The 19278-nt window shown below is 40.8% G+C and carries 19 protein-coding genes; 2 read left to right on the top strand and 17 right to left on the bottom strand.

Features of this window, described 5'->3' with window-relative positions:
* From Xsto_RS13070 to fkpA, 9 genes are all read right to left on the bottom strand, one after another.
* The coding region (locus Xsto_RS13070; protein WP_230333040.1) for a GTP-binding protein at window positions 1-126 on the bottom strand (126 nt) is incomplete at its 3' end.
* 71 nt (window positions 127-197) lie between these two features.
* Window positions 198-2306, bottom strand: a complete 2109-nt coding sequence (gene fusA, locus Xsto_RS13065; RefSeq protein WP_099109203.1) for an elongation factor G — start codon at window positions 2304-2306, stop codon at window positions 198-200.
* A gap of 94 nt (window positions 2307-2400) precedes the next feature.
* Window positions 2401-2871 (bottom strand): 30S ribosomal protein S7, encoded by a 471-nt coding sequence (gene rpsG, locus Xsto_RS13060; protein ID WP_099109204.1) that lies wholly within the window; start codon window positions 2869-2871, stop codon window positions 2401-2403.
* A 99-nt stretch (window positions 2872-2970) separates the two neighbouring features.
* Entirely contained in the window at window positions 2971-3345 is a 375-nt protein-coding gene (gene rpsL / locus Xsto_RS13055; protein WP_038269449.1) for a 30S ribosomal protein S12, read from the bottom strand.
* A 240-nt stretch (window positions 3346-3585) separates the two neighbouring features.
* The gene (gene tusB / locus Xsto_RS13050) at window positions 3586-3873 is read right to left on the bottom strand and encodes a sulfurtransferase complex subunit TusB (RefSeq protein WP_099125329.1); all 288 of its coding nucleotides are present in this window, start codon (window positions 3871-3873) and stop codon (window positions 3586-3588) included.
* Between the two features lie 19 nt (window positions 3874-3892).
* Window positions 3893-4252 (bottom strand): sulfurtransferase complex subunit TusC, encoded by a 360-nt coding sequence (gene tusC / locus Xsto_RS13045; protein WP_099125328.1) that lies wholly within the window; start codon window positions 4250-4252, stop codon window positions 3893-3895.
* A 54-nt stretch (window positions 4253-4306) separates the two neighbouring features.
* Complete coding sequence (gene tusD, locus Xsto_RS13040) at window positions 4307-4702, bottom strand: sulfurtransferase complex subunit TusD (protein ID WP_099109207.1); 396 nt, start codon at window positions 4700-4702, stop codon at window positions 4307-4309.
* On the bottom strand, window positions 4702-5454 hold the full coding sequence (locus Xsto_RS13035) for a helix-turn-helix transcriptional regulator (protein WP_099109208.1): 753 nt from the start codon (window positions 5452-5454) through the stop codon (window positions 4702-4704). The genes tusD and Xsto_RS13035 overlap by 1 nt, the downstream gene beginning before the upstream one ends.
* A 368-nt stretch (window positions 5455-5822) precedes the next feature.
* Window positions 5823-6587, bottom strand: coding sequence for an FKBP-type peptidyl-prolyl cis-trans isomerase (gene fkpA, locus Xsto_RS13030; RefSeq protein ID WP_099109209.1), 765 nt, complete (start codon window positions 6585-6587; stop codon window positions 5823-5825).
* A 369-nt stretch (window positions 6588-6956) separates the two neighbouring features.
* On the opposite strand from fkpA, the gene Xsto_RS13025 reads away from it, so the two are divergent.
* Window positions 6957-7175 carry a SlyX family protein gene (locus tag Xsto_RS13025; protein ID WP_099109210.1) on the top strand — a complete coding sequence of 73 codons (219 nt, stop codon included), beginning with the start codon at window positions 6957-6959 and terminating at the stop codon, window positions 7173-7175.
* 116 nt (window positions 7176-7291) lie between these two features.
* On the opposite strand, the gene slyD is transcribed toward Xsto_RS13025, so the two are convergent.
* The 4 genes from slyD to kefG form a co-directional block, all read right to left on the bottom strand.
* The gene (gene slyD, locus Xsto_RS13020; RefSeq protein ID WP_099109211.1) at window positions 7292-7828 is read right to left on the bottom strand and encodes a peptidylprolyl isomerase; all 537 of its coding nucleotides are present in this window, start codon (window positions 7826-7828) and stop codon (window positions 7292-7294) included.
* Between the two features lie 143 nt (window positions 7829-7971).
* Entirely contained in the window at window positions 7972-8175 is a 204-nt protein-coding gene (locus Xsto_RS13015; protein WP_099109212.1) for a YheV family putative zinc ribbon protein, read from the bottom strand.
* Between the two features lie 88 nt (window positions 8176-8263).
* Entirely contained in the window at window positions 8264-10063 is a 1800-nt protein-coding gene (gene kefB, locus Xsto_RS13010) for a glutathione-regulated potassium-efflux system protein KefB (protein WP_099125327.1), read from the bottom strand.
* 2 nt (window positions 10064-10065) lie between these two features.
* Window positions 10066-10629 (bottom strand): glutathione-regulated potassium-efflux system ancillary protein KefG, encoded by a 564-nt coding sequence (gene kefG, locus Xsto_RS13005; RefSeq protein WP_099125326.1) that lies wholly within the window; start codon window positions 10627-10629, stop codon window positions 10066-10068.
* 125 nt (window positions 10630-10754) lie between these two features.
* Between kefG and Xsto_RS13000 the strand changes: the two genes are divergently transcribed.
* Window positions 10755-12704 (top strand): ABC transporter ATP-binding protein, encoded by a 1950-nt coding sequence (locus Xsto_RS13000; RefSeq protein ID WP_099109215.1) that lies wholly within the window; start codon window positions 10755-10757, stop codon window positions 12702-12704.
* A gap of 289 nt (window positions 12705-12993) precedes the next feature.
* Here Xsto_RS13000 and Xsto_RS12995 read toward each other — a convergent pair whose 3' ends face one another.
* The 4 genes from Xsto_RS12995 to Xsto_RS12980 all read right to left on the bottom strand — a co-directional run bounded on the left by Xsto_RS12995 (window position 12994) and on the right by Xsto_RS12980 (window position 18790).
* Window positions 12994-13884, bottom strand: coding sequence for a LysR family transcriptional regulator (locus tag Xsto_RS12995; protein WP_099109216.1), 891 nt, complete (start codon window positions 13882-13884; stop codon window positions 12994-12996).
* A 910-nt stretch (window positions 13885-14794) separates the two neighbouring features.
* Entirely contained in the window at window positions 14795-15712 is a 918-nt protein-coding gene (locus Xsto_RS12990; protein ID WP_099125325.1) for a hypothetical protein, read from the bottom strand.
* A gap of 3 nt (window positions 15713-15715) precedes the next feature.
* A complete protein-coding gene (locus tag Xsto_RS12985; protein ID WP_099125324.1) occupies window positions 15716-16957 on the bottom strand; it encodes a hypothetical protein in 1242 nt (413 codons plus the stop codon).
* A 228-nt stretch (window positions 16958-17185) separates the two neighbouring features.
* Entirely contained in the window at window positions 17186-18790 is a 1605-nt protein-coding gene (locus Xsto_RS12980; RefSeq protein ID WP_099125323.1) for a hypothetical protein, read from the bottom strand.
* Between the last annotated feature and the right edge of the window lie 488 nt (window positions 18791-19278).

Below are 19278 nucleotides of genomic sequence, written 5' to 3'. Positions count from 1 at the left end.
ACCGCCGTAGGTTTTTGCCAGAACGGTGGTGATTGCAGCAGTCAGGGTAGTTTTACCGTGGTCAACGTGGCCGATAGTACCAACGTTAACGTGCGGTTTGGAACGTTCAAACTTTTCTTTAGACACGACTCTATTCCTTAATACCGCTCCCCCGTCACAAATGATGAGGGAGCCAAAAAGATAGTAAACTCGAAAACTTATCTAGCTTTACGAGCTTCGATAATAGCCTGAGCGACGTTGCTAGGCGCTTCGTTGTACTTCAAGAACTCCATGGAGTAAGAAGCACGACCTTGGGTCTGAGAACGCAGGTCAGTAGCATAACCAAACATTTCAGATAATGGTACTTGAGCACGAACAATTTTGCCCGTAGCTACATCATCCATACCATCAATCATACCACGGCGACGGTTCAGGTCACCGATGACGTCACCCATGTAGTCTTCTGGTGTTTCCACTTCGACTTTCATGATTGGTTCCAGCAGAACTGGCTTCGCTTTCATGAAGCCTTCTTTAAATGCCATGGATGCGGCAATTTTAAAGGCGATTTCTGAGGAGTCAACGTCATGGTAAGAACCATCGAACAGAGCAACTTTAACGTCAACAATTGGGTAACCTGCAAGAACACCGCTCTTCAGCTGTTCCTGAACACCTTTGTCAACGCCTGGGATGTATTCTTTAGGAACTACACCACCAACGATTTCGTTCGCGAACTCGTAACCAGCGCCACCAGCTTCCATAGGCTCGATACGTAGCCAAACGTGACCGTACTGACCACGACCACCGGATTGTTTAGCGTGTTTACCTTCCTGCTCAACAGAAGCACGGATAGTTTCACGGTAAGCAACCTGAGGTTTACCTACGTTCGCTTCAACGTTGAATTCACGACGCATACGGTCAACCAGTACGTCGAGGTGAAGTTCACCCATACCTGCGATGATAGTCTGACCAGACTCTTCATCACTGCTCACGCGGAATGATGGGTCTTCTTGTGCCAGACGGCCTAAAGCGATACCCATTTTTTCTTGGTCAGCTTTAGTTTTTGGCTCGATAGCAACAGAGATAACTGGCTCTGGGAATTCCATGCGCTCCAGAATGATTGGAGAAGACATGTCACACAGAGTATCACCTGTAGTTACATCTTTCAGACCGATAGCAGCAGCGATGTCGCCTGCACGGACTTCTTTGATTTCTTCACGTTTGTTAGCGTGCATCTGAACGATACGGCCAAAACGTTCTCTCTTATCTTTAACCGGGTTCAGTACGGTGTCACCAGAGTTAACAACACCGGAGTAAACGCGGAAGAACGTCAGGTTACCCACGAATGGGTCAGTTGCGATTTTGAACGCCAGTGCAGAGAATGGCTCATCATCACTTGAATGACGTTCTGCTGGGGTATCTTTGCCATCTGGCAACATACCTTTGATAGACTCAACGTCAGTTGGTGCTGGCAGATATTCGATAACTGCATCCAGCATTGCCTGAACACCTTTGTTCTTAAATGCAGAACCACAGGTAACCAGGATAATTTCGTTAGCCAGAACACGCTTACGCAGAGCTGCCTTGACTTCTTCTTCAGTCAGCTCTTCACCACCCAGATATTTGTCCATCAGTTCGTCTGATGCTTCTGCTGCGGATTCGATCAGGTTCTGATGCCATTCCTGAGCCAGTTCAACCATGTCAGCTGGGATATCTTCATAAGTGAAGGTAGTTCCCTGATCAGCTTCGTTCCAGTTGATTGCTTTCATTTTCAGCAGGTCAACAACACCGGTGAAGGTATCTTCTGCACCAATTGCCAGTTGCAGAGGAACTGGGTTAGCTGCCAGACGAGTTTTGATCTGATCAACAACGCGCAGGAAGTTCGCACCCATACGGTCCATTTTGTTAACGAACGCGATACGTGGAACATTATATTTGTTAGCCTGACGCCATACTGTTTCAGACTGAGGCTGAACACCACCAACTGCACAGTAAACCATTACTGCACCATCAAGAACACGCATAGAACGTTCTACTTCGATAGTGAAGTCAACGTGGCCTGGGGTGTCGATGATGTTGATACGGTGTGGTTCATACTGTTTAGCCATACCAGACCAGAACGCAGTAGTCGCTGCGGAGGTAATGGTAATACCACGCTCCTGCTCCTGCTCCATCCAGTCCATCGTTGCTGAACCTTCGTGAGTTTCACCGATCTTATGGTTTACACCTGTGTAAAACAGAATACGTTCAGTTGTTGTGGTTTTACCGGCGTCGATGTGGGCACTGATACCGATATTACGGTAACGTGCTATAGGTGTTTGACGAGCCATTTTTTCCTCTCTCGTGGGCGTTCTTCAATTTGGAGAACGGGCAGCCGCAGCTACCCAGAACATATTACTGCCGATGGATTCCAAAAAAAATGGATTACCAACGGTAGTGTGCGAACGCCTTGTTAGCATCTGCCATACGGTGAACGTCTTCACGTTTCTTAACAGCAGCGCCTTTGTTTTCAGCCGCATCAGATAATTCATTCGCCAGGCGCAGAGCCATAGACTTATCACCGCGTTTACGAGCAGCATCAACGATCCAACGCATTGCCAGAGCATTACGACGGACCGGACGAACTTCAACTGGAACCTGATAGGTAGAACCACCTACACGGCGGGATTTAACTTCCACAGTCGGGCGCACGTTATCCAGTGCCAGCTCGAATGCTTCCAGATGTTCTTTACCGGAACGCTGAGCCAGGGTCTCAAGCGCACCATATACGATTGCTTCTGCGACAGACTTTTTACCGTCTACCATCAGGATATTTACAAATTTGGCCAGCAGTTCTGATCCGAACTTTGGATCTGGCAGAATTTTACGTTGACCAATTACACGACGACGTGGCATGGAAATACTCCGTTTCGAATTTCAGGGTTGTCCAAAACTCTACGAGTTTATTTTGACATTTAAAGTGAACAATGTTTGGCCTTACTTAACGGAGACCCATTAAGCCTTTGGCTTCTTCACACCGTACTTAGAACGACCTTGTTTACGGTCTTTAACACCGGAACAGTCCAGTGCACCGCGAACAGTGTGGTAACGCACACCTGGCAAGTCTTTAACACGACCGCCACGGATCAGGATAACGGAGTGCTCTTGCAGGTTGTGGCCTTCACCACCGATGTAAGAAGTCACTTCGAAACCGTTAGTCAAACGAACACGGCATACTTTACGCAGTGCTGAGTTTGGTTTTTTTGGAGTGGTAGTATATACACGAGTACATACGCCACGTTTTTGCGGGCAAGCTTCCAGAGCAGGAACGTTGCTTTTCACAACTTTCGAGCTACGAGATTTGCGAACCAGCTGGTTAATAGTAGCCATTATTAAAAAAACTCCTGGTTTTTTTGCTTCGTAAACACGGATTTTACCCTCTGTCAGCCATGATGACAAAACGAGAGGACGCGGAATTTTATTGCTGACTTGACGAGGTGTCAAGAAATATACAGTCTTTCTATATGTTGGTATCTGTCAGTATTATGTCAGCGTACTAAAAAGTTCACAGGCCACTGATTTATTAACTGAATGATCACAGGCAATATCTGCGGAAAAAAAGCGGAATATTTACCAACTTAAACTTTGCTGATGTTTCACTGTTAAACTGACAAAGCCATTGTAATTGACCATTTTTACATGCTCTGAAACCCGCTCCGTAAGCCCTCGGGCATCCAAATCCTCCTGTAAGGCATAGATACCCGCCCCCGTGTGAATCAGCTCAGCTAAATAGGGATTGCCATTAACACCCAGTAATACCCCATTTTGCAGCATCAGGACATCATCTGCATCAGTGATCAAGCCAAGTATTGCATTGAAGTCATTCTGATAAGGTGAGCATCTAACAGTATATAACATGTCATCTCTCCAAAGTAGATTAAAATTTCAACACAACATCGTAGCCCGCCAGCATTTGCCGGATTGCCGCAGCCGAGAAAAATTCAGCTTCCAGAATAAAATCATCGTCTGGAGAAAATCCTCTAACAGTCAGATCTTCAAGGCAAATATAACATTCTTCAATGTCATACAGAGGTAAAATCTTAAATGTTGAAATATAGTCCCGTGACAGGATTTTATCCGGCTGCTGGTTGGATAGTAGCTGAAGTACTCCATCAGAAATAAAGAATACGCCAACCTGCTCCGTCAGTGCTGATGTTGCAAGCAGTGCATCCAGCCCTTCTCTACCAGCAGAAGAGCCGTGGGGGGCCTCAGTAAAAATGAAGGCGATTTTTTTCATTATAAATGTCTTCCTGTTATGCCCCTAACCCTGTGCTATTAAGCTGTCGTACTCTTAAAATTGTACTACGCGATCACACAGCATCATGGCCTCAGCCAAAGAACCGAGGCCACTGAGTTCAAAACCATCGGCGAGATTTGCGGATCTCAAATCCAGTTCATTTGCCTGCTGTTCATCCACGACACCGCGTCGTAACGCGGCTGCGACACAAATAAACAGCTCAGACTGATGCTGAACAGCCAATGACTGCCACGCCCTGACAAGATCAACTTCATCATTGGCAGGTGCAGTGAGCTGATTACCGTTCTGGACGCCTTCACGATAAAAAAACACGCTATGCAATTTATGACCAGAGGCAATAAGTGCCTGAGCAAACTGATAGGCACTACTGGCTTGCTGAGTCCCGTATGCCGGCCCGGTTACCAGTAAGCAGTAAGACAGTGGCAACATTACTTCTCCGGGTGTGCACATTCACCATTTTTAAACTGGCGAATATAGAGGTATACCGTATGCTTGGAGATATTCAGGCGATCAGCAACCTGATTAATTGCATCTTTGATATCAAAAATGCCCTTCTCATAAAGGTTCAGAACAACCTGCCTGTTTTTGGCATTATTGGAAACATTGCGATCAGCATTCACTTCTTCGATAGTGAATTCCAGTGTCTGAGCAACAAGATCATCCACGGAAGAAGCAAAATTGACGTTTGAAGAAACGTCGTGGGTTTTCTCAGGGATAAAAGTCTGAATAATTTCAGAAAAAGGAACATCAAGATTCATGTTGATACACAAAAGCCCGATAACCCGGCGCTGACGATTGCGAATAGCAATAGTGACCGATTTCATCAATGCGCCACTTTTCGCCCTTGTGAAGTAGGCTCTGGAAACAGAAGAGTCTTCATCGGTAATATCGTGCAGCATCCGCAATGCCAGATCAGTAATAGGAGAACCGATTTGACGACCGGTATGCTCTCCGTTAGCTATTCTGACAGCTGAACATTTAAGGTCTTCCAGTGAATGAAGAACAATTTCACAATGCCCACCAATCAGCATAGCCAGGCCATCAACTGCCGCTTCATAAGACTTTAAGATTTCATGATCCGTTTCACTGAACGGTTGATTTTCCAGTAAATCAATATCGCTGTTATCACCGGATATTTTATCACCAGATATTTTTTCACCAGAAAATAACGGGGTAGACATGTAATACACCATCCTTCAAGCTTAGACTCCGCCTCACCAAAACATCAGGGAGAGATTTATTATAACCGCACTTAGCAGAAAACATTTTTAATACGCTGTATTCTATCCAGAATAATGACGTTAAAACTACATTAAATTATCGTCAAGTTCTCGCTGGGCAGACCATTCGGCTTTATCACCGCTTAGTGTTCGAATACACCTGATATATGAGAAAGTTATTCTATTTAATACCGTAGAAAATAATAAGTGGTCAAACTCATTTTCTATATTTAATCTTTATAACTTATCAAGCCGAAGTAAATATTCTCATAACAAAACAGGGGCATGATAGCCCCTGTTATAAAATCACGTATTAATTACGCTGAAAATTATTTTGTTTTCGCGCTAGGTTTAATATCCAGCAATTCAATTTCAAAGACCAGAGTTGAGTTAACCGGAATTCCCTGAACACCATTTTTACCATAAGCTAACTCAGGTGGAATAACCAGCTTCATTTTTCCACCTTTTTTCAGGTGTTGAAGGCCTTCTTTCCAACCTGTGATAACGCCATCCAGAGGGATAGACAAAGGCTCTTTCCGGTCATAGGAGCTATCAAACACATTCCCATCAATCAAGGAACCTTTGTAGTTCACGATGACAGTATCGGTTAATGTAGGAGTCTTGCCCGTTCCTTCACGTTCAATTTTGTACAAAAGACCCGATTTAGTTTTGACTACTCCGGCTTCCTTAGCGAACTGTTCCCGGAATTTATTCCCTTTCTCGCTATTTTCACTAGCTTCTTTTTCCAGTTTCACTTGTAAAGAAGCCCTGATTTTTGCATCAAACTCACTGAGGATCTGCTGAATTTCGCTATCATTCAGTTTGCTTTTATTATTTATTGCGTCTCCAAAGCCAGACATAACCTGAGATTTATCGAGATCAATACCCAGAGCTTTCTGTTCCTCTAAAGATTTTTCCATATAACGACCAATGGAAGCTCCCAGCGCATAAGAATTCTGCTGCTCTGCGGTCTTGAAAGCTTTATTCAATTTCACTTCTTCGCTGGCTTTTGCTTCATTAGCCATTACATAAGGTACACCGAATGTCATTGCCAGTGTAGTTGCTAACAAAGTTGTTTTTAAGAATGATTTCATCATATTCTCCAATAAATTTGACTGAATTTGTCATCAGCAAAAATCATGCAACCACGTGTACTATAACTGCCTACTAAAACCAATAACAATATTTGCTATACATTGGCCTGAAAAAGATTAGCACCATATTGATGTCAAAAGCTTTTTACTTATTCCGTTTTTTCTTCACTTTTCTCTGTACTTCCCTTTGCTAACAGGTTTATACCCAATGGATTTCCAGTTGCATCGCCGCCAATAACAAAGAGGCAACTTGAAAGACGAAGGGTATAGGCATCAGGCCACCGGTATTATAGTATCAACCCGATTAGAATAATCGTTTCGTCATGAAATTAAATGAACAAACAACAAACAAAGATGAGAGGGGAAATAATGGAATTATCCAGCTTTGAACAAAGATTTGAGCAACTGGAAACTAAACTAGCCTATCAGGAAATGACCATTGAAGAATTAAACCAAGAGGTTAGAAAGCAGCAGGTAGAAATAGATAGACTGAAAGAGCAGCTAAAATTAATGGCCGAACGACTGAAAACCCACCAGTCATCAATTATCGCACCAATGTCAGAAGAAACACCCCCTCCGCACTATTAAGAGCCTACTCAGTGGGGATAGCCCCAGCATTACTGACCAGAGTCAATACCTGCCAGCCAAGGCCGGGGCAAACCGTAAAAAAGAGAAGCCCGTCAGCTTCCCTTTTTTCCTGCCAATTAGTGGCAGCTGCCGCCACAGCAGCTATGACCTTCGTGATCATGCTGATGATCGTGATCACCACAACCGCCCTGACCATGCACATGACCGTGAGCCAGTTCTTCTTCTGTTGCTTCACGAACCGCAACAATTTCAACATTGAATTTCAGGTTCTGGCCAGCCAGCATGTGGTTGCCATCAACAACAACGTCATCACCTTCTAAAGCGGTAATTTCAACAGGTACAGGCCCCATATCAGTGTCAGCCAAGAAGCGCATACCCACTTCTAATTCTTCAACGCCAACAAAAACATCTTTTGGTACGCGCTGAACCAGATTTTCATCATACTGGCCATATGCATCGTCAGCTTCAACGCTTACGTCAAAGCGCTCACCAGCCTCACGACCTTCCAGTGATTTCTCTAAACCGCTGATCAGGGAACCACGGCCATGCAGATAGTCTAACGGTGCGCTCACCGGGGACTCATCAACTAAAACACCATCTTCTGTTCTTACTTGATAAGCCAAGCTGACCACCAAATCTTTTGCTACTTTCATGACATCTCCTACAATACCGGGGTAAAAACGTGAGGGAAAATTCTTACGTTACGACTAAAAATGCCGCTGATTGTACCGGAATTCTACTTCACTGTATCTGGTAATGAAAAAATTTATCCATTATCTGTTGTAACTTAATTCAGTTATTTCGGCGTAAAAATACCGATAACCTGCTCCTGATCTCTGACATGGGGCGTTACAGATTCATCGGTTTGCCGCTGAATATGCCCACAACTGACACATTCCACAACATCCACTTTATTCTCCTGCCACATGGCCAAAGTATCCTGTGACTGACACTTCGGGCAAACGGCTCCTGCAATAAAACGCTTACGACTGACTGACATACTTTCCCCCATTACTTCATATACTGCGATGTTATTATTGTTGTTATACACAATGGATTTCGACAAAGTGTATAGTTATTTCATATCATCACTCATCCCAACCTTCCGGCTGACGACGTTCATTGAGCATTTCCCGTTCAAATAATTCTTCTAATTCCCGACGGGCTTCTTTTACACGGGATATATGCGCCACATCGCCCTGTAGATGAGGCATCAACTCACGCAACATGCGCATATCCAGACGCCTGAAATGTTGCTGGGCACGATAGGCATGATGAGGATGAATACCCAGCCCTATCATGGTTTTTCTCCCGACTTCCAGCGCACTTGAAAATGTTTCCCGGCTAAAATCCTGTACACCACTTTGTAACAGCTCATGGGCTTCAAAGCGCCCTCTTGCACGTGCAATGATGTGCAGGTGAGAAAAATGTTGCTGGCATAATCGGACAATGGTCATAGTATCTTCCGGCTCGTTACAGGTAATGACTATCGCTTTAGCTTTGTCAGCTCCCGCAGAACGCAGCAGTTCCAGCTCACTTGCATCACCATAATACACCTTATAACCATAACGGCGCAGCGTACCGATCGCACTGACATCGCGTTCCAGCACAGTAATACGGATTTTATTTGCCATTAAAAGCCGCCCGACAACCTGTCCGAAACGACCAAATCCCACCACAATAACCTGTGGAGCGTTATCTTCCACAAAAGGTGTTTCACTGCTTTCCGGTTGTGTATTGTAACGACTGGTTAATATCCGCTCGACCAATGTCATCACCAGTGGTGTTGTCATCATCGATAATGTCACCACCACCAACAAAAATGACATCTGGTTCTGGTCTAACACCTTCTCCCCAAGCGCGGCTGAAAATAAAACAAAGGCGAATTCTCCCCCCTGACTTAACACACCGGAAAGCTGCATACCCAATGAGTTTCCCAGCCCAGAAATTCTACCAAGAACATACAATATGGCACTTTTTGTCAGCACCAGAGCCAAAACAGCAAGCAATACATCGGGCAAATGGCGTAACAGCACACCAATATTCAATGACATGCCAACCGAAATAAAAAACAGCCCCAGCAACAGACCCTTGAAGGGTTCAATGGAAATTTCCAGCTCATGGCGATACTCACTATCAGCAAGTAACACTCCCGCAATAAACGTCCCCAGTGCCATCGAAAAACCCAGTGTTTCCATAAAAACCGCAGCACCAAGAACAACCAGCAACGCAGCAGCGGTAAATACCTCTCTGACACCTGATTTCACCACCAAACGAAATAAAGGACGTAATAAATAGCGCCCCCCCAACAACATACCGGCAAAGGCAATAATTTTAAGGCCGATACGATACCAGTCACCGGAAGCCGTACCACCCGCCAGTATCGGTATTAAAGCTAAAGCCGGAATTAACGCAATATCCTGAAACAGCAGAATGGAAAAACCAAGTTGCCCGCCTTCGTTATTTGCCATGCCTTTTTCCCGCATTAACTGCAGCGCCATCGCGGTTGACGACATAGCAAGCCCCACACCACCGATAACAGCAGCCTGCCATGAGAAATTTGTCAGACAAAGAAATGAGGCCAGAACTAGCGCAGTTAGCACAACCTGCACTGTCCCAACACCAAAGATAGAACGCCTGAGTTGCCAGAGTTTTGCCGGATTCAGTTCAAGACCGATGATGAACATCAGAAAAACGACACCAAGCTCAGAGAAATGGAGGATCTCACCGACATCCTTGATAAGCCCGGCTCCCCAAGGACCAAGTGCGATCCCGGCAAGAAGATACCCCAGAACGGCTCCGATTCTGAACTTCTGAGCCAGAGGAACAGCGACAACAGCAGCAAACAGAAACAATATTCCGGCGCTTAACAGCGCTGAAGTCTCCATAATTAAAGCCCTCCCAAAGACAGTGGCGCTTTAAGCCATTCCCAATATGCATTAGCATGACTGACAAGCACCTCAGGTGGCTGACGTCTGGCCCAGTAGAGGATCATCGGGGACAGCCAGTGCATATGGCACATCGAAGCCACCAACTCGAAAGGCCGGAGAATGTCTTCCATCGAATAACGGTTGTGCCCACTGCTGCAAAAAGCACCTTCAGGCTCTCCCGTCGTGATAACAGAGCGCCAGTATTTATTTCTCAGCATCGGCTCGGTGCCGCCAATAAAATCACGGCTTAACACGCGATCCATCCACTCTTTCAATAAAGCAGGGCAGCTATAAGTATAAAGAGGATGCTGAAACACAATGATTTGATGTTCACTTAAGAGCTTCTGCTCTGCCGGAACATCAATAAAAAAGTCAGGATAACAGCCATACAGATCGTGAACAGTGACATTTTCCAACTCCTGAACCGTCTGGAGCAACACCTTATTGACCACAGAACCCTGCGGTTCGGGATGGATATACACCAGCAATACCTTGGGCGGCAAAACATGAGATGACAATATCATCAATCCCCCCTCAGGACGTGTCAGGTCACCTATTTTCCGCTACCATGCACGCCAGACTATCGAAACAACGAAACGAACAGATACAATGTAATTATTAACTTAACATACTCTATACAGACAACATCATGATTGTTTTTTCTTCTCTGCAAATCCGACGAGGCGTCCGTGTTCTACTGGACAATGCCAGCGCAACCATCAATCCCGGCCAGAAAGTTGGACTGGTGGGTAAAAATGGCTGTGGCAAATCAACTCTGCTTTCATTACTGAAAGGTGAACTTCAGGCTGAAAATGGCTCTGTGACATTTCCCGGTAATTGGGCTTTGGCATGGGTAAATCAGGAAACTCCCGCTCTGGAAATTTCAGCGCTTGAATATGTGATCGACGGTGATCGCGAATTCCGCCAACTGGAGCAAAAACTGAACATAGCCAACGAACAGAATGACGGCCACGCTATCGCCCACCTTCACGGCCAACTGGATACTATTCAGGCGTGGACAATCCGCTCCCGCGCTTCCAGCTTGCTGCATGGGCTGGGATTTTCTCAGGCACAACTGGAACAGCCTGTCCGTTCATTTTCCGGTGGCTGGCGTATGCGCCTCAATCTGGCTCAGGCACTGATTTGCCGCTCTGATCTGCTACTGCTGGATGAACCGACTAACCACCTTGATCTGGACGCAGTAATCTGGCTTGAAAAGTGGCTGAAAAGCTACACAGGCACTTTGATTCTGATATCCCACGACAGGGATTTCCTCGACCCGATCATCGATAAAATCCTGCATATCGAGCAACAAAATTTATTCGAATATACGGGTAATTATTCTTCTTTTGAGCGGCAACGCGTTGCCAAACTTGCCCAACAACAGGCTCTGTACCAAAGCCAGCAAGAAAAAGTGGCGCATTTGCAAAGCTATATTGACCGTTTCCGCGCACAGGCCACCAAAGCAAAACAGGCACAAAGCCGGATCAAAATGCTGGAGCGCATGGAACTGATTGCCCCAGCCCATGTTGATAACCCCTTCCGTTTCAGCTTCCGCAAGCCGGATAGCCTGCCAAACCCGCTACTGAATATGGAAAAAATCAGTGCCGGATACGGCGACAAGACCGTGCTGGATTCGATTAAATTAAATCTGGTTCCCGGTTCACGCATTGGTCTGCTAGGTCGTAACGGGGCAGGTAAATCAACCCTTATCAAATTACTGGCAGGTGAACTTGAACCACAGCAGGGGGATATTGCCTTAGCCAAAGGTATCAAACTGGGATATTTTGCCCAGCACCAGCTGGAATTCCTACGTGCGGATGAATCGCCTTTACAGCACTTAGCCAGACTCGCACCACAGGAATCAGAACAGCAACTGAGGGACTATCTTGGCGGTTTTGGTTTCAAAGGAGACCAAGTGACTGACCCGAGTGCCCGTTTTTCCGGCGGGGAAAAAGCGCGTCTGGTGCTTGCCCTGATTGTCTGGCAACGCCCGAACCTTCTGCTACTCGATGAACCCACCAACCACCTTGATCTGGATATGAGACAAGCACTGACTGAAGCTCTGATCGATTTCGATGGCGCTCTTGTCGTGGTATCCCATGACAGACACTTGCTGCGTTCTACTACTGATGAGCTCTATCTGGTACATGATGGCAAAGTAGAATCTTTCACAGGGGATCTCGAGGACTACCAACAATGGCTGACAGAATTACAGCGTCAACAGTTGCGTGAAAGCCAGGAAGAAAAAACTGCTGCCGACACTGATTCATCTACCAATAACACACAGAATTTCAGTGCGCAGGAGCGTAAAGATCAAAAAAGACGTGAAGCAGAATTCCGCAGCCAAACACAACCATTACGTAAGCGGCTAACAGCTCTTGAAAAGCAAATGGATGATTTAAGCACAAAGCTGGAAAATATAGAAGAAAAGCTGTCAGATAACACAATCTATGAAAATGATCGGAAAACGGAATTAACCGAGTGTCTGTATCAACAGAATAACACTAAATCCAAACTGGAAGATATTGAAATGGAGTGGTTAGATATTCAGGAGCAAATTGAAAAAATGACAGAAACGTTTAACGTGAATCAGTAAATTTATTCTGAATATTTATTCTCGTGCAATCATAATCGGGCATTTTAACCTCATGCCCGATTATGATATTTTCAGACCTAAAAACATACCATTTTGTAATCTACACAAGAAATTACCCTGCTGATGATAAAAACTTAAAATCATATAATTAAGAAATATCTTTCACACATCGATTAGTAGAAATATTTATATTCATCATAAAAATCGCACAATCATATTGTTTATAATCTGCTTTGAAAAAGCATTAACAATTAAAAAAAGTGATTCACTGATTATTTAGACTGTTATTTTAAAGATTGATCACCCATGCAGAAAAGCTTTCAGCATCACCAATCAGATCCTCATCTATTGTCTTACTCCATACGACACCTAAGTCTATTTTTTTATCTGTTTCAACAAGTTCCAGGGAATTCAAATAATAAGCCGGAATTGCACTTATCATTCTCTTAGGCACACATGCGTAAGCACCATTTTTTGTAATCATCTCCATCATCAACATAATATCATTTGTTTTTAATAACAAATTCATATTATCACTACCATAAATAGGAAAAACATTCAGACAGTCATTCAAATCAGTATTTTCTCTTTTTTCAGACGTCATCGTCAAAGAATTCTTACTACCATACTGACTATTTCCTATTCTGAATTTAGATATCAACGGACTCCTTTTCTTAAAAAGATAAACTAATTCTTCAGTAAATGTTTTTTTTAAGTCAAACGGTTTTGCCGCTGCCAGAGGCATAACAGCCACATGAAGCATACCTGCATTAAGTAAATTAACCTGCTGCTCAACTGATAGACCAGTCATCAAGGCCAATACAATATTACCTTTTTTCTCTGCAAGCTGATTCTCGATTTGAGAATAATTATGGATAGGAAAACACGAGCCGACATATAAATGCCGGGTCACTTCCTTCTTTGAATCAAACTGCACCTGGCTTTTAAACTGTTCATAATGCGTTAAAAATTTTCTGGCATTCTCCAGCGTTTTCTGACCAAAATCTGTTAATTTTGTTCCGTTTGGTCCTCTTCTGAATAGTTCAGCCCCGAGAATATCTTCCAGACCGTGTATTTTTTTCGTCAAAGCAGGCTGAGAAAGGTAAAGCCTCTCTGATGCCTTGTGATAATTAAGAGTCTCAGCCAAAACGATGAAAGCTTCAAGATTACGTATATCCATGTTCTTTCGCCCAATGGTTGTTAATAATTACAAAACATTACAGATTCATGGTGATAGCATTTTAACTTAGCGCTTTGCCAAAGGTCTTATCGGAACTACTGGTAAAAACGTTGACTAATGAAATGTTAGTTAATAAGGATACAATTAGCAAAAGATTTACCACGACTTCTTAATCACAGTAATTTATAATAACATTGGTAATGGAAGTGAAGAGTTTAATACTACAAAAAGATAATTTCACCTCCTCAAAATAATTAAATTATTTATACATAAAACCACGTTTTTCACTTCATTTATTACAATTATTGACATTTGCAAAAACAATAACCTTTACATCAAATAACTTAAGAGCATCAAACCAAAAATTGATTAAGCAAAGTATTATTTTAATAAAATACCATACAATCAAATCACAAGTGAATAGATTAATAACAAAAACAAACAAAAGAACATAAGCCTGATTCACTCGCATAATGAAAAAATAAATGGAGGTTAATTTTTTATTTGTAATGAAATCACTATAATTTTATCAATAAAGTGTTATAAACACCTGTTAGGTGATAATTGAATCGTATCAAGGAAAGGGGAAATGAATTTAGAAACATGAAAAGGATATAAATAATCAGAATTGTAACTATAAAAATCTAAAAACACAGATCTCATTGTAGTTTTATTTCATAGTGAAACCTTGCCATTATAACATGATTTCACTCCAGGATTTCAAATAGGAATTTTCTGTATCTATATATTAAAAATAGGAAATTAAATTCAGATTATCACATATAAAATAGAGTATTAATTTATCACCAAAACAATAATTAATTGAATTTTTAATTTTTTCGATATTATTAGCACCCATAAAAATGGGTGCTAATTTGAGTCAACTTCAAAAAATACCACTTCTATTCATTTATTCTGGGCAATTATAACAAGGCTGGACTTTAGTACAACTAGTAAGAGTTTGGATACCCAAACTAGGATCTGTCCCACAAGTAAATATTCTACCTTTCCAAGGATCTGATTCGTAATGGTCATTGACTGTATACGAAAAATTAATTGTGCCATATCCAAACTCATAACCATTAACATCCTGACAGCCATATTGATTCTTATATCCCACTACATAATCATGAGGAATGGGAAAGACAACACGACCAAGATCAGGGTTGCTAGCATCAGGCTTCATTACTTTCTTACCTATAGAAAATGGTACTCCGAGTCCCATTTGATAACATTCAGATACTAGGGTAGCAAAAAGTTCAACCTGACTACCAATTGGAACTTTTCCTGGGGTATAGTTTTCGCCATTTATTACAATATATAACCCTGCCCCCTCAGGATTCTTCTTGTAATTAGATATGGTATGGCAAGTGACAGCATTACGACCATTTTCACCTCCACAATCAAGAGAATATGGTTCTATTATATTGTTATCATCATTAATACCAAAACTTGAGTATACTGTACAAGCTCCAAATAGTGACGGTTCTGATTTACCTGTATATGTTACAATTAAATCATTTGAAGGCCTAAGCTTACTATTTCCCTGACTTTGAACAGTGTAAGAGAATCTACATGGAGTATCAACAGGTAAAAAAATACCAAAAGGTAATTGGTATATACAGGGAGTACCTAAGTCTTCAACACTATTAAGAACATATTGATATTGAGTCGGAATACCATTTACATAAAAAATTATTTTATCTCCAGACTGAGCATATTCATAATATGGGATTTCTACACAAAATTCAGTTTTCCCCTGATTATATAATTTATTGTGATCATACCCTGCAATTATTGGCGCTGCTAAATAATTACTATCAAACATAAATCACCTCATTATTGATGGGTAGTTAAATGTATTAATATGTCCGAACCAAATTTTTCCATAGGTAACATCTGATTCAACATCGGTTCCAATCTGATAGTCAAAATACACCTCACCAGGGTGACTGGAAAATCCTGGATTATTACTTAGCAAGCTAAGTGGTATAGGGAATATTAGAGTTGCAGTATGACCATCATACTCGTCAGGTAAGAATGGCATTATTTTATTACAACTCCATCTAAACTGACCTGAGCGAGAATTAATATATAAATTCAATATCACCTCTGAGCCAAAAGCAACTTTTGTCGTATCTCCTGGAACATTTGTCCCTGTAATTACAACATAAACACCCGCATTATCACTATTGGAATAAGAAATATCTTCTTCACTAATAAAAGTGTATTGTTCTATAATGTTTCCAGATTTAACACCTTTGCTATTATAAACCTTACAAGAATCATATACTCTATTCACATCTGACCAAGGTTTATTGGGTTCTCTCATATAATTTAATTCTAACACCCTGGATTTATACGGGTATATATCTCCACTTCTCCTAATAACAATATAAGAGAACTCTGACAAACTATTACTTTTAAAAATAGAGTAAGGCAAAGTAAAATCACTAGCATATTCAAACGGGATAGATTCTTTAGTATACTCTCCATTAACAAAAAATAGTATAGATTCGGCATCTTCAACATCATCAACATTGCTAATTTGAGCTTCAAACCTACTATGTCCATTTGACTTTATATTTCCACCTGAACAGCCAATTATTTTTGGCTCAAGCAATCTAGAAGGAAGTTCTTGATATGTATGATCTACAATATAGATAATGTAATCTGCAGCAAAGATATTATCATCACCAGGTATTTGTGCATATAACTGCAATGAAACCATTGGTGATATCTTTGGATGTATAAAGAACGAAATCTCACCATGTTCATTTGTTTCAATAAAAAAACCTTCATAACCATTATATAATATAGGCTCTATTCTATCTTCATGATTAGAAGCAAATATTATTACTTCCTTCAATTTACCAAACCCTACTGAATAATCTGTGACAAATATTTTTTTCTTTGGTAAAGGATTTCCATATATACTTCTTACTGTTGCTGTTACTTCAGTAAATACATTACTAGGTGGAGTTTCAGATGAGGACGGAATTGCTAAAAAAGGATTATGAACTTTCATTTTTAATGATTTCGGATTCACATCTCCTGGTAGAGAATCTCTCATTTACTATCTCCTTGACCAATTAATAAATCACAAACAAAAAAGAATATAGATATAAGTTTAATATCTCAGAATTCATTCTCCTTCGCCTGTGAAGCGAAAATAATAACTGAATGATGCGAAGTAAGTGATGCCATATCTGAATTTCCCTCTGCTGCTGCGGGAAAGTTTATTTTTAAATAAATACAGCAATAAACCATTTAAAAATAAAACTAGTTTTCAATAATGATTTTATGATGAAATAGTCCCAATCGTTGATACCCAAACTTTGCTATATAAAAGTGAATTATTATCATTGCTATGATCCTGAATAGAATATTCAATCCTAATGGTTGCTGGTTGACCATTATTTTGATTAGAAATCTCAGCAAGATTTTCATAAGGAATATGAATTACAGCATAAACTTCATCTCCTTGTTTTGTTACTGCTACAGGAGGGTATGATTTAACTCCACTTGTAACTTTACTATCACTACCTGTATTAATATATGTAGTTAATGTCACACTACTTCCTACAGGAACCATATCTTTATTAAGAGTAGGATTTTCAGTTCCCAATATTTTAATATATAAACCAGAGCCGTCACTACCTGTAAACGCTCTTATATCAGCATAGGAAATAGGTGTATATTCCATTATTTCATCATCTTTTCCAACCCCATAACTTGGATAAACTTTACAAGGTTGATATGGCCGTTTAACACCATCTTTAGGCTCATATGGTACCCCACCTGCATAAGTTAATGGGAGGTTCATAGAGGTTAATGTATCCCCTGATTTTCTGATAATAACGTAAGAAAAATTTACAAAAATTAAATATGGAAACATTTGATAAGGTAATTCAAACACATATTCTCCGGATTCAGGTTTTTCCGATGAGGAAATAGTACGAATATAACCAGTAAATTGTTTGTGTTTCCCAGCCTCCGCATAAAAAAATAATACAGCATCTCCTTCGCTTGGATGAACATATTGATTTATACTAACTATAAAATTTTCAGAGTTATTACCTTCTGCGTTTAAATATCCTGGGGGATTATATCCGCTAATTACTGGTAATTTTACAGGATTATCAGAAGAACCGGCATAAACAGAATATATAGTCTTAGAAAAACCTTCATACGGACCTGCAATAGAAAGTAAACTAACTCTGGCTGTTACTGCATTTTTTGCATGAACGTAAAAAATAATATCGCCATTATCACTCGAAGATACCATAATGCCAGTCATATTACTAAATGTTACAGGAGGAAGTAGAGCTTGATTATTAGAATCATATATATCAAACTGTTCCAGAGAGTGCGAATCTATTGATGTTATAAACACAGGTGTATTTTTTAAAGCTGCCCCAGACTTTTGGTCCCGTAAATTTGTGTTGACTTTAGTTTGACTATATTGTGTTGGATTAGGATATGGCGCTTCCAAATATTGATTAACTACGTTAAGGTTTAATGTTCCTGAATTAAGATCTTTGGCTATACAGTTAAATGGTTGTACTTTAAATGTAGGGATATTAGAGCTAACTTCAAATGTAATCGGATCACCATAATTCAATCCTGATTTAACAGACATTAAAATATCCACCTCCCCCGCTTCTTTATTAGATTCATTTTCAATTATAGGAAAGTGATAATAATTATCTGTTGAAGGAGCATGTGGACTTAAAATATTAATATTAACTAAATCTTTCTTAATTCGAATCTCTCCTCCTGGAGGAAATGACTCATTTTCCGGCATGGTTACTTTAACAGAAAATATAATATTCTGCCCTATTATTAAATCAGAATTAGGTTTTATTGAATACACTCCGTCGATTTCTTTTTTTCCTATAGACATTTTACACCTCAAAATTTAATTTAAAATTCGATTAGTTGTTATAAAAAATATTCTCTACTTATATCTTACGTTAAATATATAACCGATAAAATTAACTTGTAATTAAAGAAATTCATCTATTTAAATAGGAAAATTAAATTACACCCACAACATACTTCATCAAGATCGAATTGTATAATGATAAAAAGTTATCAGCTGATAAGAAGAATATATCTCAAAATTTAATATTACGAAAAATTACAATTTGGGTACATTATTTAAATGACAATATACACAATGAATTTCAAGATGCCTCGCGGCGGTAAGAGTGTCAGCCCTCGGGAGCATGGATAACTATGTAACCCAGGTGAGTGAGTTCAGACAACAAGGAGGGTAATCCCCCCTAAAAGCCGGAGTGTCCATAAGTAGAATTTTCTCATACGCTTAATGTAGCAGAGGAGATCGAAATCTTATGAAAAAGTCACGTTTTACTGACAGCCAGATCTTAG

Source organism: Xenorhabdus stockiae (assembly GCF_002632825.1).
Taxonomy (GTDB): domain Bacteria; phylum Pseudomonadota; class Gammaproteobacteria; order Enterobacterales; family Enterobacteriaceae; genus Xenorhabdus; species Xenorhabdus stockiae.
Note: the sequence above shows the minus strand (reverse complement) of the source record. Positions and strands in the feature narration are given on the sequence as shown.

What these genes read in the sequence shown, in the direction of transcription:
- fusA (WP_099109203.1), bottom strand. Translation starts at nt 2,306, where the DNA reads ATGGCTCGTCAAACACCTATAGCACGTTACCGTAATATCGGTATCAGT.
- rpsG (WP_099109204.1), bottom strand. Translation starts at nt 2,871, where the DNA reads ATGCCACGTCGTCGTGTAATTGGTCAACGTAAAATTCTGCCAGATCCA.
- rpsL (WP_038269449.1), bottom strand. Translation starts at nt 3,345, where the DNA reads ATGGCTACTATTAACCAGCTGGTTCGCAAATCTCGTAGCTCGAAAGTT.
- tusB (WP_099125329.1), bottom strand. Translation starts at nt 3,873, where the DNA reads ATGTTATATACTGTTAGATGCTCACCTTATCAGAATGACTTCAATGCA.
- tusC (WP_099125328.1), bottom strand. Translation starts at nt 4,252, where the DNA reads ATGAAAAAAATCGCCTTCATTTTTACTGAGGCCCCCCACGGCTCTTCT.
- tusD (WP_099109207.1), bottom strand. Translation starts at nt 4,702, where the DNA reads ATGTTGCCACTGTCTTACTGCTTACTGGTAACCGGGCCGGCATACGGG.
- Xsto_RS13035 (WP_099109208.1), bottom strand. Translation starts at nt 5,454, where the DNA reads ATGTCTACCCCGTTATTTTCTGGTGAAAAAATATCTGGTGATAAAATA.
- fkpA (WP_099109209.1), bottom strand. Translation starts at nt 6,587, where the DNA reads ATGAAATCATTCTTAAAAACAACTTTGTTAGCAACTACACTGGCAATG.
- Xsto_RS13025 (WP_099109210.1), top strand. Translation starts at nt 6,957, where the DNA reads ATGGAATTATCCAGCTTTGAACAAAGATTTGAGCAACTGGAAACTAAA.
- slyD (WP_099109211.1), bottom strand. Translation starts at nt 7,828, where the DNA reads ATGAAAGTAGCAAAAGATTTGGTGGTCAGCTTGGCTTATCAAGTAAGA.
- Xsto_RS13015 (WP_099109212.1), bottom strand. Translation starts at nt 8,175, where the DNA reads ATGTCAGTCAGTCGTAAGCGTTTTATTGCAGGAGCCGTTTGCCCGAAG.
- kefB (WP_099125327.1), bottom strand. Translation starts at nt 10,063, where the DNA reads ATGGAGACTTCAGCGCTGTTAAGCGCCGGAATATTGTTTCTGTTTGCT.
- kefG (WP_099125326.1), bottom strand. Translation starts at nt 10,629, where the DNA reads ATGATATTGTCATCTCATGTTTTGCCGCCCAAGGTATTGCTGGTGTAT.
- Xsto_RS13000 (WP_099109215.1), top strand. Translation starts at nt 10,755, where the DNA reads ATGATTGTTTTTTCTTCTCTGCAAATCCGACGAGGCGTCCGTGTTCTA.
- Xsto_RS12995 (WP_099109216.1), bottom strand. Translation starts at nt 13,884, where the DNA reads ATGGATATACGTAATCTTGAAGCTTTCATCGTTTTGGCTGAGACTCTT.
- Xsto_RS12990 (WP_099125325.1), bottom strand. Translation starts at nt 15,712, where the DNA reads ATGTTTGATAGTAATTATTTAGCAGCGCCAATAATTGCAGGGTATGAT.
- Xsto_RS12985 (WP_099125324.1), bottom strand. Translation starts at nt 16,957, where the DNA reads ATGAGAGATTCTCTACCAGGAGATGTGAATCCGAAATCATTAAAAATG.
- Xsto_RS12980 (WP_099125323.1), bottom strand. Translation starts at nt 18,790, where the DNA reads ATGTCTATAGGAAAAAAAGAAATCGACGGAGTGTATTCAATAAAACCT.